The following is a 16,156-nucleotide window of genomic DNA, read 5'->3' on the forward strand; positions in this document are numbered from 1 at the left end:
AGATGACTATTAAAGTCGCACTCTCCCACAAAACAAGCTACGAATATGATCGGCCGATTACACTGTCTCCGCACGTCATCCGACTAAGACCTGCGGCGCACTCACGTACGCCTATACAATCATATTCTCTTAAAATAGAGCCAGAAGACCATTACATCAACTGGATGCAAGACCCGTTTGGTAACTACGAAGCGCGTATTGTTTTCCCAGAGAAGACTAAAAAGTTTTCGTTTGAAGTAGACCTTATTGCTGATTTGACGGTCATCAACCCGTTTGAGTTTTTCGTCGAAGAGTATGCAGAAAACTACCCTTTTCAATACGAAAAAGTACTTAAAGCTGAGCTAGCGCCTTACCTTAAGAAAGGCCGCAAATACAAGCTATTAGAAGAGTGGATGTCGACCGTTGACCGCTCTAAAATTCGTGTTCAAGATTTACTTGTACAGATAAACCAACGCCTTGAAAAAGAAATTGGTTACAACATACGCATGGAGCCGGGTGTTCAAAGCTGTGAAGAAACACTTAAGCTAGGAAAAGGTTCTTGCCGTGATACCGCTTGGTTGATGGTCAATATTCTACGTCACCTAGGCTTAGCGGCACGCTTTGTTTCAGGTTACTTAGTACAGCTTACTTCAGATGAAAAATCATTGGATGGCCCTTCTGGCCCAGAAGAAGATTTCACTGACCTACACGCATGGTGTGAAGTATTTATCCCGGGTGCAGGTTGGATTGGTCTTGACCCTACTTCTGGACTATTCGCCAGTGAAGGACACATTCCACTAGCCTGTACGCCTGACCCTTACGGTGCTGCACCTGTTACCGGTGGTATGGAAAAGTGTGAAGTTGTCGATTTTGACTTCAGCAACACGGTTCAACGTTTCTTTGAAGACCCTCGTGTTACCAAGCCTTATTCAGAAAGTCAGTGGGAAGCAATTAACACACTCGGTTATCAAGTTGATAGAGACTTGGCCGCGGGTGATGTTCGACTAACGATGGGTGGCGAGCCAACGTTCGTTTCTATCGATGATATGGAAGACGAGCAGTGGAATACTGGCGCACTAGGGGATGATAAACGTCGCCTTGCGGGTGAGCTATTCCTGCGCATGAAAGACCGTTTCTCTAAAGGTAGCTTACTGCATTATGGGCAGGGAAAATGGTATCCGGGTGAAGAGATTCCACGTTGGGCGCTGAGTTGCTTCTGGCGTAATGATGGCTTTAACATCTGGAAGAATCCTGAACTGATTGCAGCGGATAACACCGACTACAAGCACGATGAGAAAACGGCAGAGAAGTTTAGTAAGTTACTGACAAAGCATCTTGGTCTCGATGAGAAATATGTCGTGCCTGCTTATGAAGACAAGATGTATTTCTTGTGGAAAGAAGGCTCACTCCCTGCAAACTTAGACTCAGAAAAGGTCGACCTGAAAGACTCGCTAGAGCGTCAGGCTATTGCTCGCGTATTATTACGTGGCTTAGACACACCTTCGGGTTACGCGTTACCGATTGCTTGGGACTTTGTACAACAAGGTTGGCACTCTGCGCCTTGGGAATTCCGTAACGACAAGTTACTGCTTATCCCTGGTGATTCACCAATGGGTCTGCGTTTACCGTTGGGTTCTCTACCTTGGCAAGCTGAGGATGAGCGTGAGATTCAAGTTGAGCGTTGCGGTCTTGAAGAGCGTGATGAGCTAAGCAATTTTGAGAAAGATGTTGCAGGTCGCTTTAAGAAATCAGACAAGAAAAAGTCTAAAAAGCAGCAAGCATATGAAGCTAAGAAGATCTTAGTCGACGTTCCACATACGGCAATGTCTATTGAAGCGCGTGATGGTTGCCTATGCATCTTCATGCCACCGATGAGTCACCTAGAGCACTATCTAGACTTGATCTCATCAATTGAAGCGACTGCTGACAAGCTTGAAACGCCTGTACGTATTGAGGGTTACCCGCCACCGCGTGATCCACGTGTGACGTCGTTTGCGGTAACGCCTGACCCAGGTGTTATTGAGGTGAATATTCACCCAGCAAGCAACTGGAATGACTTGGTAAAAAATACTACAGCACTTTACGAAGAAGCACGTCTGACACGTTTAGGGACTGAGAAGTTCATGCATGATGGTCGCCACACTGGAACTGGTGGTGGTAATCACGTGACATTGGGTGCTGCTAACGCACTGGATAGCCCGTTCTTACGTCGTCCTGAGCTACTGCAAAGTATTATTACTTACTGGCAACATCACCCTGCTTTGTCTTACCTGTTCTCTGGTCTATTCATTGGTCCAACCAGTCAGGCACCGCGAGTGGATGAAGGTCGTGACGAGAAGCTGTATGAGCTTGATATTGCATTCTCTCAAATGCCTAAAGGCGAGACAGATCAACCATGGTTATCTGACCGTTTACTCCGTCACTTGCTGACTGATTTAACGGGTAATACTCATCGTTCTGAGTTCTGTATTGATAAGATGTATTCGCCAGACTCTGCGTCTGGACGTCAAGGTATCTTGGAGTTCCGTGGTTTTGAAATGCCACCACATGCACGTATGAGCTTGATGCAAGGTTTGCTGATTCGTTCATTAGTTGCGATGTTCTGGGACAAGCCTTACAAGAAGCCATTGGTTCGTTGGGGCACAGAGCTACATGACCGCTTTATGCTACGTCACTATGTCGAGTCAGACATGAAAGACGTGGTACGTGATCTAAACGATGCAGGTTATGACTTTAAGTTTGACTGGCTAACACCGTTTATTGAGTTCCGTTTCCCTCGTTATGGGTCGGTACAAATTGGTGACATGAGCATGCATCTTTATAACGCGATTGAGCCGTGGCATGTACTGGGTGAAGAGTCTGGCAGTCAAGGTACAGCACGTTATGTTGATTCGTCGCTTGAGCGTGTTCAGGTGACGCTAGAAGGCCTTACTGATTCTCGTTACATATTGGTTTGTAATGGCCAACGTGTACCGCTTAAGAATACGGGTAAGCATGGTGAGTATGTTGCGGGTATCCGTTACCGCGCTTGGAACCCGCCGTCAGCATTGCACCCTACTATTGGTGTTCACGCGCCATTGGTGCTTGATCTTGTGGATACTTGGAATGACCGTTCAGTCGGTGGTTGTACTTACCATGTGGCACACCCAGGTGGTATGAATCCTGAGTATGCTCCGCTTAATCCACTAGAAGCTGAGTCTCGCCGTAATAGTCGTTATTGGGACTTTGGTCACTCGCCTGTGTCTATCTCTAACCCTGGTTATCAGGATATTCAAAGAGATATTCAGTCACACACGACCAGTGAGACTAAGTTTAGTGAGCTAGAAGTGAAAGAGTCTAATGAATACCCTTACACGTTAGATATGCGTAATACGCTGTAACGACTTTAAGGGGTTACTTCAACCGCTAGAAATGACAAGCCAACTGCTTCGGTAGTTGGCTTTTTTGTAGGTGTAAATTATCTAGGAATGACTACATGAAGTGTAAAATCGTCCAGTTGGTGGACGATTTTACACTCTTGAGTGGATGAATTTAATAATCTACAATGGCTTTATGCATACACGACACATCACACCACTCATCAAAGAAGCGCTTAGCGACACACCTGTCGTGTTACTCAATGGCGCGCGTCAAACAGGTAAAAGCACCTTAGCTCAAAACCTCAACGAGTCTGATCCACGACGCTACTTAACACTCGATGACCAAGTGACCTTGGCCGCCGCAACCAGCGACCCCGACGGCTTTATCTCAGGACTGACTGGGCCAATTATATTGGACGAAGTACAACGCGCTCCAGACTTGTTTCTAGCAATTAAAGCGGCTGTTGATAGAGACCGACAAGCCGGACGCTTCCTGTTAACAGGCTCTGCTAATGTGATGTTGCTACCCAATATCTCTGAGTCGCTCGCAGGCCGCATGGAAGTTTTATCACTCCTGCCTTTATCTTGTGCTGAGATAAATGACACACCTGATACTAACTTAGCGGATTGGTTATTTGATGGAGAAATGAACGCTCTGAACATCTTACCTTGTGACCGTGCAGAGCTTATAGAAAGACTAATGTCTGGTGGCTATCCCGAAGCTGTTGAACGAAGCACTCCTCGCCGCCGAACAAGTTGGTTTGATAGCTACTTGCAGGCTATTTTGTATCGAGATGTACGTGAGTTAGCGCACATAGAACAACTGACAGAATTGCCTAACTTATTAAGTCTGATCGCACACCGCAGCGGTAATCTGCTTAACCATGCCGAACTATCACGCACTAGCGACTTAACTCAGACAACACTGAAACGTTACTTCACCTTGCTTGAAACGCTGTTTTTAGTTTATCGGCTACCAGCTTGGTCGCGCAACGCCACCAAACGATTGGTTAAAGCACCCAAGGTATTTATACCTGACTCGGGGCTAATGGCTAACTTAGCAGGCTGGTCAGCAGATCGCTTGGCGCCGGGCGTTGGCTTATCTGGTGGATTGGTTGAGACGTTTGTACTGGCTGAACTGTTGAAGCATTTAGCCTTTTCCGAAAAGAGCCTAACCCTATGGCACTACCGCACTCAAAATAATATCGAAGTTGATTTTATTTTGGAGAATCGAGCGGGGCAGCTAACAGGCATTGAAGTCAAAGCTAGTAGTAGCATTGATGGTAAAGACTTCAAAGGTCTGCGTCATTTGCAGGAAACTGAGCCTAAGGTGTTTCAGAGAGGTATTGTTCTTTATAGCGGTCGTGAGGTTATTCCGTTTGGAGAGAAGTTGTTTGCTGTGCCTTTGTCTATGTGGTGGGCAGATATCACATAGGAGTGCCTAAACTCACTACACTTGAGCAGTGAGTGAAAAATGATAAGGCTAATATTATCGATGTTTTTTATAACAAAGTGCATCAAAACCATATCAATAAATCGTATATCATCATAAGTATGGTAAAAAATCAGACACTATTAGATATACGAGAGCTGGCGATCAGTTTCACTACAGATGGGCTGCTAGACGCTGCCTTAGTTTACTTGATACTAACTCGGATTTAAGTTGTATCACTTTAGAAGGAGTTTCTCCCAGTGAGGCGATTTCTGAAAATACTGGTACTGGTGAAGAAGTTGTCGATGTTGCGGAGTATTTTGGTAGTTACGAAATCAAGCTTGCCCGTAAAATCATCTACCACCAACTGAAGCATTCCTATAAAAGTGATAAACCTTGGACTCTTAGCGCCTTAAAAAACACTTTAGAAGGCTTTTTTAAGCGATTCGTGATTTGGAAAAAAGAAGCTACGAATAACATATCGCAAGAAGTTGTTTTCACTTATACGACCAATCGACCAGCAGCCCAAGACGTATCTGATCTGGTATCAAGAATTCACTCCAGAAGCCTTATTAAAGAGGACAATAAGCAATGGGCTCAAATCAAAGGGTACCTGAAAACTAATAGTGACGACCTTGCTTATGAGTTCTTTTCAAATTTTCGTATAGATGATTCGCATGATATTCACTGGAAACAGCGCAGCATTCTAATTGAAGAACTAAGAGGATATATACCAGGAAGTGATTCCGAAGCCGTAGACCAATTGTGGCGTCTTGTAGTTGAAAAAATTTCTCCGGAGTACGCCGAAAACCCAGAAATCACTCGTGAGGATGTACTGAGATACCTAAATACAAGTCACGATGAGTTGTATCCGGCCCCATCACTCATAGAGTCAGGAGAAAGCCATTTCGCCAGAGAACAGGAAAGTGACTTCATTCAAAGCATAATGGAAAACGATGGTAACCCAATTGTTATTCATGCAGAGGGTGGCGTTGGTAAAACAGCCCTCGCAAAACGTTTAATAAACAAGATACCACATGGCTCTCAAGCTCTTATCTATGATTGTTTTGGAAACGGGAGCTACCGAAATGCAACTCAAAGACGGGACGAACATGCTGTTGGTTTAGTCCAAATTGCAAATGAGTTAGCGTCTTTAGAACTATGTCACCCCCTAATCCCCTCAAGGTTAGCAAATCCTGCGGACTATCTTAAGGCTTTTTTATTCCGACTAGAACAAGCCGTTAATGTACTTCATGCTGATAACCCAGAAGCGAAACTGGTTATTTTAGTTGATGCTGCTGATAACGCCGAAATGGCCGCAGAAGAATATCAAGAGCGTGCCAGTTTTGCTAAAGACCTAATAAGGGAGAAATTGCCAAAAGGTGTCGTGTCAGTTTTCCTCTGTCGGTCTCATAGAATTAGTAAAATAAATCCTCCGCATGGCTATGTGGATTTATCACTAAAATCATTTTCTGAAGCCGAGACTCGTGCACATCTAATCGCACAATTTTCGAATGCAAGTGACCGTGATGTTCAAGAATTCCATAGACTCAGCACGCAAAATCCTCGCGTGCAAGCTACGGCATTGAGCAGAGACAGAGATTTACAAGAAACAATTACCCTTCTCGGACCAGAGCCCAGCTCTGTTGAAGATACCATTCGCGGGTTGTTTGAAGAAGCTATCGCTAAACATTTGGATAGCATACCCCAAGCCGAAGCCTCACAAATAAAGGCTCTTTGTGAAGCACTTGCATCGCTTCGTCCGTTTGTGCCGGTTGACACTCTGTCACTTGTGTCTGGACTTGAAACAAGCGCAATTCGGAGTTTTGCCAGTGATTTAGGACGACCATTGTCCATAATCGGAGATGCGATCCAGTTCTTCGACGAACCCTCAGAAACTTGGTTCAGAGAAACTTACAAACCACACAGCACTAAACTCATCAAGTTTGTTGAGACTCTTAAGCCGCTTGCTACCACAAACAGCTACGCGGCATCTGCATTACCGCAGCTGATGTTGGAAGCAGGCCTTTATGACGAACTTGTCGAGCAAGCCCTAAGTGACACTGACCACTATGGAGACAATGCCGTTGACAAACGGAATGCTTCTCTTCAGAGGTTACAATTTTCGCTCAAAGCCGCATTGCGAAGAACACGACATGATGACGCGGTAAAACTTGCCCTTAAGGCTGGTGGTGAAACAGCAGGAAATGCCCGTCAAGAAGCGTTAATACAAGAAAACACTGACCTGATATCACACCTTCTTCCAGCACATCGCATTAGAGAAGTCATAGCTCAAAAATCATTTTCAACCAGTTGGCATGGAGGTCACCATGCCTATGAGGCATGTTTATTATCTGGGAATAATAAAACCTTGCCAGAAGCACGCAGTTATCTACGCCTTGCTCACAAGTGGGTACAGAATTGGTCCAAGCTACCTGATGAAAAACGTAAGAATGAAGAGATACAAGATGCTGATATTGCAGAAATGGCTATGTGCACATTATATCTTGTTGGTGCTGAATCTTTCGTCCATGAACTAGGGAGATGGACGCCAAAGTCTATTTCATTTCGTGTTAGTTCAATCGTATTACAAAGGCTCATTGATCTCAAAGAATATGATTTAATCAATCAGATTACCCAAAGTGCTCAGAAGAACTTGTGCATATTGTTGGCTGTCATTAGCAAGCAAAGTGTCATTCTTCGGTATCCTAAACGACAATTCGTATCAATAGCCGTTGAAGGTTTGAAAAAGCATCACCTGAAAATAACTAAACAGCAAACTGGACCGACATATGAGGAGTCCTTACTTTCCGTGGTGAACTCAGTCGCCCAAGCAGCAATTGCACAGAGAGTTGGAAGGTGTAGTGATATTGCTGACATACTCGATATCTACATCCCACCGCAGGAAAAATTCTACTTCAGCAACATCTCAGATGAGCCTCGGTTTACGATACTCCGAGCCAGTTGTCTTAGAGCTGCATTACGAAAAAAAGATATTAACTTAAGGGACTTTGCCAAGCCAGATATCCAAGAGCAGTTAGATAGAGAACACTACTCTCAGAGCAGAGAAACACGAGAACTGAAAGAAGGAGTTGGGTCAGTGTTGCCTTGGCACAAACTGTGGGTGCGGGCACTTTTCAAGAAAATCAAAGCCGAAGACTTGGATCAAGCAATTGATAGTTGCCTCAAAGAGTTTAGAAGTAGTGATTATGATGGCTATCTTGGCAGTCGCTTTGTTACGAAAGAAATCTCTCGCTTGTGGGTGGAGATACTTCTTTTGGTTGATCCTACTGAGAAACGAATTAATAGGTTCAATACATGGAAGTTATCTTTAAAACAAAGGCTTTTCACTCCAGCACTAACGCACTTGGCTCACCTCTGCGCAAGAACAGAGCGTTACACTGATCATTCATTTGATTTTGCTAAAGAAGCCTTCGATATCATTGATCAGGAGCGAATGGATGCAGAACAAAAAGTCGAGTCCTATACACTCTTATCTCGAGCAGTTTATGCGATAAATACAAGTGAAGCAGAATATTACCTCGAGAAAGCTGTAGAAGTTGCAGGAAATATTGGAGAGGAAAACCTTGATCGCTGGTCCTCCCTATTAGATCTTTCAAATATCGCGGCTCATAAAGACAGTCCTCAGCCAGAAATTAGCTATCGTATCGCCAGAGCCACAGAAGTAGTCTATGACTTTGTTGCCCGTGATAAATATTTCGATTGGGAGGGCACTATTGAAGCTATTGCGAAACTTTGCCCCTCTTCATCTTTAGCAATTTCAAGCCGTTGGAAAGATCGTTCTTTTGGCTGGATGAACAGAGAGGTTCCACGAACCGTAAAACAGTTGAACAATTTAGGGGAAATTTCCTCAGCAGCCGCACTAGCCTTGATCGGTTTTCAATATAATTGGGAAACTTCAGAACTATTAGAAAACGCGATTGAAGATATTGATGATAAGGCGAAACAAAAGAAACTGTTTGATTGCGCGGTTCAGTACATGCAAATCCGAGGCGAGACTCCCGAAGCGTGGAACCGAGTAATCAAAGTCGCATCAAAAAACGGTTGGAATACATCCGGCTTCAGATGCCGGAGTCGAATATCCGAAAGTAAGGAAAAACGTCGACGGGATCGTAACAGCGGTTCACTCAAAAATTACGAACCTAAACCTGACCCAGTAAAAGATTGGGACAATATTTTTGCTAATTTGAATGTAAAGTCGTCCGAATCTATTCAAAACTCACACCGCCTAATGTGGAAAGGTGAGCCTCCATATCATGTTGAGCCATTTGCTAAAGATTTTTTCAAACGAGTTGATAGTGGCGAAGAAAGCGCAGCACTTGAAGCAATATTCTCGGTTTCGGATTTCGGCTTATACGAAATAAGAGGAGTCTATGAGTCTGTTCCACAAAACTGGCTCAATAGGAACTATATTCAGTCCTCCCTACGCAATATAACAGAGCAAGTTTGTAAGACTCATTTTTATGACATAACGAAATCACGCTATTGGCAACCGTTACCTTATAACGTCATTTCGCGTTGTTCTGGCGTCACAGAGTCTGAGATATTCCATTGGGTTGTAGAAGCCTGCGCAGAAAACCCAATAATACTGGGATCAAGTCGTCTATTTTCACTAGTTGGATTAATTGCACCCTCACTTACCCAAGAGCAAGCGACATCAGCCTTGGACTTCGGCCTTACATTACTCGAAAGTGACATGACCGAAGATGATGGTGACGGGAAATGGAAGCCACACCTTCATAATCCTCCGTCAGAAGTATCAGCATCCTATGCAGGGTACATTTGGGTAGCTCTTGCATCACCAGATACAACAGAGCGTTGGCAGGCAGCCCATGTGGTTTGTATGCTTTGTGCGTTTGATGAATATACACCCTTAGCTCATTTATCATCGTTCGCAGAAGGCCAAGATGCCACACCATTTCATGACCCGACTCTGCCATTATATGAAATGACAGCCAAGCTTTGGTTATTATTTTCTCTACAGCGTGCACTCGCACTTGGTCACGCCAAAGCAGTTGGACAGTTCAGGGCCTTCCTAGAAGCAAGTTGTCATACAAAAGAGCGACACGTTATGCTGCGAGGTGTTAGTGCTAAAATACTGCTTGGATTGCATGAGGCGAGTGCTGTTGAACTCCTAGACACAGAGATTAAGCGACTCACTTCAATTAATGTCTCGAAACAAAAGACTATATTAGCCGCAACACACAAAAGACAACTTACCGTTCAAACTACCGATGAGAATCGAGGAAAGGACAAATATTACTTTGACTTCGACTTCTCTCTCTACTGGTTCGAAAGCCTTGGGGAAGTATTTGGCTTTGGAGCAAAAGAAGTTGAAAATAGAGCCTACAAATTATTACGTGACGACTGGGGTATATTTAACCAAGCCCACATGATCGCTGATCCAAGGCGGGAACATGGTCTATATAGAGATCAAGATACTGACCACTCACATTATTCCTATCCTCAAACAGAAGACTTGTCATTTTATCATTCATATCACGCAATGATGACAGTGGCTGGAGAATTAATTGATACCGCTACACGTTATCAACATAATTATGAAGGTGACGAACTTGAAGAATGGATTAATCAACATCAACTTACTCGCAGTGATGGTTTTTGGTTGTCAGATCGACGTGACCCAGAGCCAAATGACGAGCCTAGTTGGAAATCGACTGAAGAAAATGATGAATGGAGATGGTCTGTTCACAAAGATGATTTTTTGAATGCATTGTCTTCTGATGAAAACGATCTTGTGGTTTGGGGTAATTGGAACTTCGCAGACGGATATAGGGAAGAACGTATAAGAATTTCTAGCGCATTAGTCAGCTCCAAAAATGCCACATTCTTACTTAGAGCCTTGCAAACCGCTAATAATTCACATGATTATACAATTCCAAGTAGTGGTAACGAACTAGAGATCGATAGTGAAGCCTATAAACTGAAGGGTTGGATATGGAATACTCATAGGGAACATGGAATTGATGGACGTGACCCTTGGGCAGGTGACATAGGTTACCCCCCATTAAGACCAGCGAAATGGTTCACAGACAAATTTAATCTCAATTCCGACTACGAACGACGAAGCTGGAATTCAGCTGAATCTTGTGATCAACCGGTTTTGAAGTCTTTGGTCTGGGGACGGAAGTCAGGTCAAAATGACCACAACACTCCCGAGACGGGATCGCGCTTATTAGCAGACCGAGTGGCATTAAAAACTTGGTTAAAGAGCCTCAAAATGGAGCTGATAGTCGAAATTCAGATCGATCGTGAATTTAAGAGGGATTCTTATCAGTATAAACAAGATGACAGTCCAAGTTATCTTCCATCATATACATTATTGGTAATATTTAACTCAGATGGCAAAATTGAAACAATCTAAAGAAACTCTAAGGCTTGGCGAACTTCTGGTAAAAGAACTCGACCTTGATCAGTCGGTTGATACACTCGGGCGCTGGATGTCGCATCATATTTCTGACCTGATGGCTGAAGTTGACAGTTCAGAAGGGACTAAAAAACAGGAAATAGAAGACCGTTGCCACGAAGCCATTCTTGCGCTTTGGCAGCACATTGGTGTTTTTCAGAAAAGCCACAGACCTTTAGAAGATACCGAGACACTATTTACGACAATAAGAGCTCTTGACCCAGAAAAAACTCATACTTTTTCCGTACGGAAGCTATGGAAAGTATCGAAAAGTCAGGTATCCATGAAAAGTCAAAACATTGGTTAGAGCTTTCTCAAGGCATAGACTATTCAGCGAGACTATTGATTAGAATGTGCCTCAACAATGCGGCTGCGGATATTAGGAATAAAAATGAAGAGTGGTTAGAGTTAGCCCAATCTCTTGACGCAGATATTCCTCAAACCCGTATTATACAAATGCTTCACAACGAGCCAAGCCCATCAGATGAGGAACTTAAAGATGAAGATATCAAGCAAGAAATAGACCTTCTGACGAATAGGAAAGATAGGCTTCAAGGTTTAGTCGATTTGTCCCAACACCTCGTATCTGAAATTGATGAAAAGCTAGCAAAATTACAAGTACAAACAAGCCCTGAAGAGTAGCTACCAATATACAACCATTTTTCTATCCTCGACTACTGCGGCCAAACTCTATAGTAGTTACCCTATAACTGTTGTTAGCCAATATTTTCATTATTGGCCAATATCGGCTAATATCGGCTATCAGTCTTTATCCAATTAGCCAATATGAAAATTCACTCGCTCAGCATTTCACCAGAACATCTCAAAAATATTTCTGAGATTGATGCATTCAGTGCTAGCTGGGATCTGCGTCATAGCCTAACGCCTGAGCGTCTAAGTGCGCTTCGCCATGTTGCGACTATCGAAAGTATTGGTTCGTCAACCCGTATTGAAGGCGCCCGCTTAAGTGATGCTGAGGTTGAACAATTGCTTGGTAGACTAGAGCAACAGTCTCTAGATACCCGTGATGAACAAGAAGTGGCAGGCTATGCTGATGCGATGGAGACTATCTTCTCCAATTATTTAGAGATTCCGCTGACTGAAAATTATCTAAAGCAACTTCACAGCATTCTGCTTAGCTACTCCGAGAAAGATAATCGTCATCGTGGTCAATACAAAACCTTAAACAACCATGTTGAAGCCTTTGATTCTGACGGGAATAGCTTGGGTATTGTGATTAAAACAGCAACGCCTTTTGACACGCCACGCGAGATGGAAGCTTTAGTGCGTTGGACACGGGAGTCACTTGAAGATAAAAGCATCCACCCTCTTTTGGTGATTGGTGTGTTTAATGTTGTTTTCTTAGCGATACACCCGTTTCAAGATGGTAACGGTAGAGTTTCACGAGTGATAGCAACGTTATTGTTACTCAGAGCTGGCTACCATTACGTGCCATATAGTTCTCTTGAAAGCGTCATCGAGCGCAGCAAAGACAGTTACTACCTCGCTCTGCGTCGTACCCAAAGTACACTCGACCAAAGTGATCCAGACTGGCAGCCTTGGCTTACTTTCTTTTTGCGCTCTCTCGTTTCACAAAAGACACACTTAGAAACAAAGCTGACGGCTAGCCAAGGCTGGGATGCTTTACCGAAAGATAGTGTAGCGATACTCAACTACCTCAGTGACAACGAGCGTATTACAGCGTCTGAGGCAGAAAACCTAACCCAGACACCTCGTTCAACATTGAAGCTTCGATTGAAAGAATTGCAGGATAAAGGCTTAATTCAACGTCACGGTAAAGCTCGCGGTACATGGTATGTATTAGCTGAGCCACTCAAGTGACTTAGCCAATAAATTATTTATTGGCTAAAATCGGCCAATATCGGCTACAAATATTCTACGTCGCTAAATGAGATTGTTACAATGTCGCTACTGCCATAGCAGATCTCTTCATTGCCAGTGCCGAAGCGACTTGTACTAAGCACACTCCCCATTTCTTTCTCTTCATCCCAATGCTCCAAGCGACGCGAATACATCTCTGTAATGCAAAAATTGTTCATACCTGTTGATACAAACGCTATCTCTACTTGTTGGTGAGCACCAATATCCTCACCAGCATTACCAGCATTACCAGCAAGGTCGGCGAGCGAAAACTCATAACAACTCCACTGCTTAGGTATAAAGTCATTTCCGGGGTTATCTAAGTTCAACTGACCTGTCGAACCACTGACACCCGTTAGGTTGACATAAATACTGGTGCTGTCCGTCCCTCCTTGAGTGTTCGAATTCAGTAAACAAAACTGGGTTGTTATTGCTGCATTTGCAAAGTTAGGTGCAATTACCATTGTTGCAGCAACCACTATGAGATTAAAAATACTGGGGGTATTAACTTTCATGACGACTCTCCTCTAAAAACATACTTAATAGGACTAATTTGTATGCCTTAATAGCTAATACCTGTATTTACAAGCCACCTGATAATAACTTATAACTATATATGGTAATAACTTATTAATATTAGTAGATAAAGTTCGTATTTACTTAATATTTATCCTTTTTATTGGTCTCGCCACTACTGAAGACTTTATCTGTGGACTACTAGGTTTATTAAATGCAGGAACCAAAGCAATATAGTGCCAACCATGAAGTAAAGCTCCAGTAGCCCCAATGTCGAAGCAAATGCACCACTAACTACGACCCAAAGTAATGGAATGACCACTAACAGGTGTCGCCAGCGGCTATTCAGCAGCACTAACAATGCCACCGTTACCAGCGTCACAGGCGCAGGTAATAAGGGAAACCATTCCAACTGAGTCAGCGTTCTTTCTTCTAACAAACCACTCAATGGATAAACGACTAGCGCTAGCAATACCATAAAACTAGCGAGCCAAGCGCACGGTGAAGACAGAGATATCCAAGCACCCTGCTTTAGAAATAAAGCGGCCAATATCAATAGTGTACCTTCTACGATAAACACCCAACCAAACCAAGGTGCAGCCCAATTTAAATTAGAAAAATACTGCCAATGAAATACCCCGCCACACCACAACCAACTCACGCCTAGCAACAACAAACCGAGCCTTGCTGAGCCACGTGCTATCAGCAATGGCACTGATAACGTAAACAGCACCGCTAGCAAGTTAAACGGCCATAGTGACTGGTTATAGCCACCCACCAAATTAAACCAACTCTGCTTATCGTATGGCGTCATATCCAACAACGAAAATTGCAGCAAGTCCATGATCAAATACTCTGTAAATAAGCCAGCATTCGGTCACGTGTTGCTTGAGTCACTAACTCGCCACGCCCTGCCGCCATATTCTCTTGCATGTGAGCGACTTGCGACGTCGCTGGAATAGCACAAGTCACCGCAGGATGAGAGACAACAAATTTGAGGAAAAACTGCGCCCAGTTATCACAACCGATCTCACTTGCCCAGCTGGGTAATGGCTTGTTTCCATATCGGTCAAATAAACGCCCGCCTTGAAACGGTCGATTCACTATCACGGCAATGCCTTTTTCTTTAGCAAGCGGTAACAAACGCGCTTCTACTTCACGATCTTCAACATTGTAAGTAAGTTGAATAAAGTCGAGCGCTTGCGTTTTCATAATCTGTTCTAGGTCAGCATGTCGTCTTCCGTGCGACGTCGTGATACCGACATAACGTATTTTCCCAGCCTTTTTTAGCGCCTGTAATCGTTGTAAATGGTCTTCCCAGTTCACAAGATTATGGATTTGGAATAGGTCAAACTGGTCAACACCCCAGAGGCTGTAGGAGTCATTGATTTGCTCCTCACCATCAAAAGGCGTCCAGACTTTGGTTGTAGCAAATAGTGACTTGCGGACGGCCTCACCTTGAGTTTTAGCTAATTGCTTGAGCGCGTAACCCATGACTTCCTCGGCAGAACCATACATAGGTGAGGAGTCCACCATTTTACCACCAAGGTCAAAGAAGGTTTTCAATACCTGAGTTCGACCATTTCGTGTGGCGATATCGTTTCCGACATTAAACGTAATCCAAGTACCCATACCAATCACGGGGATCTGTTCGCCACTGACTGGAATAGCTTTGGTAATAATCGCCTGATTGCCTGAGGCAAAAGCACCGCTGGGAAGTAGTGCTAATAGAGCGGGCGTCGCGAGGGATTTTAGAAATCGACGGCGTTCTGAAACGTTGTTAACTGCGGATAGTCTCGACGGATTTGACTTCATACCTTAACTCCTTTCGTTAGCTCATGATGCATATTGCCACATATTTAAACGAGCCAACATTACACACAACAGAGAAACGAATTCTGCCGACACATTCGTCGACAGAATTTTGTTCAGTCGATACTGAGCTTTTACTTACTTGTTGCCGCTTTACTCAATGCACCAAGTACATTCGTAATTTTCCCTAATACCTCGTCACACCCTTCGATGCTGTGACGCTTTTTTAGGTAGTCAGGTGTGTTGTATGAAAGCCATACTTTGTCAGCCTCATCCTGCCAAATCAGCATTTTCTGTGGAAGATCAATCGCTACCGTTTGAGCACACAGCATTAGCGGTGTTCCAACTTTCGGATTTCCAAAGATCATCAGCTCTGTCGGTCTCAGCTTCATACCTGCTTTTTCAGCATTCTCTGCGTGATTGATTCTCGCAAACTCAGTTAAGCCTTTGCTCTTAAGAATCGCGCTTAGTTTATCTGCTGTATCTTTTACTGAGAATACACTCGGAATCACGACCGTTGTCTTTTCAGCATTATCAGACTTTTCAGCCTTGTCAGAAGTACCAGCAAATGCTGCGGTCAAAGGGACTGCAGCGAGTAGAAGCGTACATAATAAATTCTTTTTCATTAGACATCCTTTTAGTTAGATTAAATCTTAGCTTAGATACTACGGCTAACAAGACACCTTGGATCGCTATTACGAGGATAAATTTTCAGATTTTCGACAAGTG

At 43.7% G+C, this 16,156-nt stretch carries 10 protein-coding genes; 6 read left to right on the forward strand and 4 right to left on the reverse strand.

Features of this window, described 5'->3' with window-relative positions; translation table 11 throughout:
* Positions 1 to 2 precede the first annotated feature (2 nt).
* The 6 genes from DKT75_RS20955 to DKT75_RS20985 all read left to right on the forward strand — a co-directional run bounded on the left by DKT75_RS20955 (position 3) and on the right by DKT75_RS20985 (position 13,060).
* Entirely contained in the window at positions 3 to 3,359 is a 3,357-nt protein-coding gene (locus DKT75_RS20955) for a transglutaminase family protein (protein ID WP_109826751.1), read from the forward strand.
* Positions 3,360 to 3,531: 172 nt separating this feature from the next.
* Entirely contained in the window at positions 3,532 to 4,773 is a 1,242-nt protein-coding gene (locus DKT75_RS20960) for an ATP-binding protein (protein ID WP_109826906.1), read from the forward strand.
* Between the two features lie 445 nt (positions 4,774 to 5,218).
* Entirely contained in the window at positions 5,219 to 11,176 is a 5,958-nt protein-coding gene (locus tag DKT75_RS20970; protein ID WP_109826755.1) for an ATP-binding protein, read from the forward strand.
* Positions 11,163 to 11,525, forward strand: coding sequence for a hypothetical protein (locus DKT75_RS20975; RefSeq protein ID WP_146201417.1), 363 nt, complete (start codon positions 11,163 to 11,165; stop codon positions 11,523 to 11,525). The genes DKT75_RS20970 and DKT75_RS20975 overlap by 14 nt, the downstream gene beginning before the upstream one ends.
* Entirely contained in the window at positions 11,474 to 11,860 is a 387-nt protein-coding gene (locus DKT75_RS20980; RefSeq protein ID WP_146201418.1) for a hypothetical protein, read from the forward strand. The genes DKT75_RS20975 and DKT75_RS20980 overlap by 52 nt, the downstream gene beginning before the upstream one ends.
* A 144-nt stretch (positions 11,861 to 12,004) precedes the next feature.
* Positions 12,005 to 13,060, forward strand: coding sequence for a Fic family protein (locus DKT75_RS20985; protein ID WP_109826761.1), 1,056 nt, complete (start codon positions 12,005 to 12,007; stop codon positions 13,058 to 13,060).
* Between the two features lie 44 nt (positions 13,061 to 13,104).
* Here the strand turns inward: DKT75_RS20985 and DKT75_RS20990 are convergent, their stop codons facing one another.
* The 4 genes from DKT75_RS20990 to DKT75_RS21005 form a co-directional block, all read right to left on the reverse strand.
* Positions 13,105 to 13,614 carry a hypothetical protein gene (locus tag DKT75_RS20990; protein ID WP_109826763.1) on the reverse strand — a complete coding sequence of 170 codons (510 nt, stop codon included), beginning with the start codon at positions 13,612 to 13,614 and terminating at the stop codon, positions 13,105 to 13,107.
* 188 nt (positions 13,615 to 13,802) lie between these two features.
* Entirely contained in the window at positions 13,803 to 14,459 is a 657-nt protein-coding gene (locus DKT75_RS20995; RefSeq protein WP_109826765.1) for a DUF6064 family protein, read from the reverse strand.
* 2 nt (positions 14,460 to 14,461) lie between these two features.
* Positions 14,462 to 15,430: an aldo/keto reductase gene (locus DKT75_RS21000; protein ID WP_109826767.1), complete on the reverse strand. Its 969-nt coding sequence runs from the start codon at positions 15,428 to 15,430 to the stop codon at positions 14,462 to 14,464.
* Positions 15,431 to 15,561: 131 nt separating this feature from the next.
* Entirely contained in the window at positions 15,562 to 16,053 is a 492-nt protein-coding gene (locus tag DKT75_RS21005) for a DUF302 domain-containing protein (RefSeq protein ID WP_109826769.1), read from the reverse strand.
* Positions 16,054 to 16,156: the final 103 nt, after the last annotated feature.

It is taken from the genome of Leucothrix arctica, from assembly GCF_003172895.1.
Lineage (GTDB): Bacteria > Pseudomonadota > Gammaproteobacteria > Thiotrichales > Thiotrichaceae > Leucothrix > Leucothrix arctica.

Excerpts from the sequence above, each read along its gene's own strand:
- DKT75_RS20955 (WP_109826751.1), top strand. The coding sequence starts at position 3 with ATGACTATTAAAGTCGCACTCTCCCACAAAACAAGCTACGAATATGAT.
- DKT75_RS20960 (WP_109826906.1), top strand. The coding sequence starts at position 3,532 with ATGCATACACGACACATCACACCACTCATCAAAGAAGCGCTTAGCGAC.
- DKT75_RS20980 (WP_146201418.1), top strand. The coding sequence starts at position 11,474 with ATGGAAAGTATCGAAAAGTCAGGTATCCATGAAAAGTCAAAACATTGG.
- DKT75_RS20985 (WP_109826761.1), top strand. The coding sequence starts at position 12,005 with ATGAAAATTCACTCGCTCAGCATTTCACCAGAACATCTCAAAAATATT.
- DKT75_RS20990 (WP_109826763.1), bottom strand. The coding sequence starts at position 13,614 with ATGAAAGTTAATACCCCCAGTATTTTTAATCTCATAGTGGTTGCTGCA.
- DKT75_RS20995 (WP_109826765.1), bottom strand. The coding sequence starts at position 14,459 with ATGGACTTGCTGCAATTTTCGTTGTTGGATATGACGCCATACGATAAG.
- DKT75_RS21000 (WP_109826767.1), bottom strand. The coding sequence starts at position 15,430 with ATGAAGTCAAATCCGTCGAGACTATCCGCAGTTAACAACGTTTCAGAA.
- DKT75_RS21005 (WP_109826769.1), bottom strand. The coding sequence starts at position 16,053 with ATGAAAAAGAATTTATTATGTACGCTTCTACTCGCTGCAGTCCCTTTG.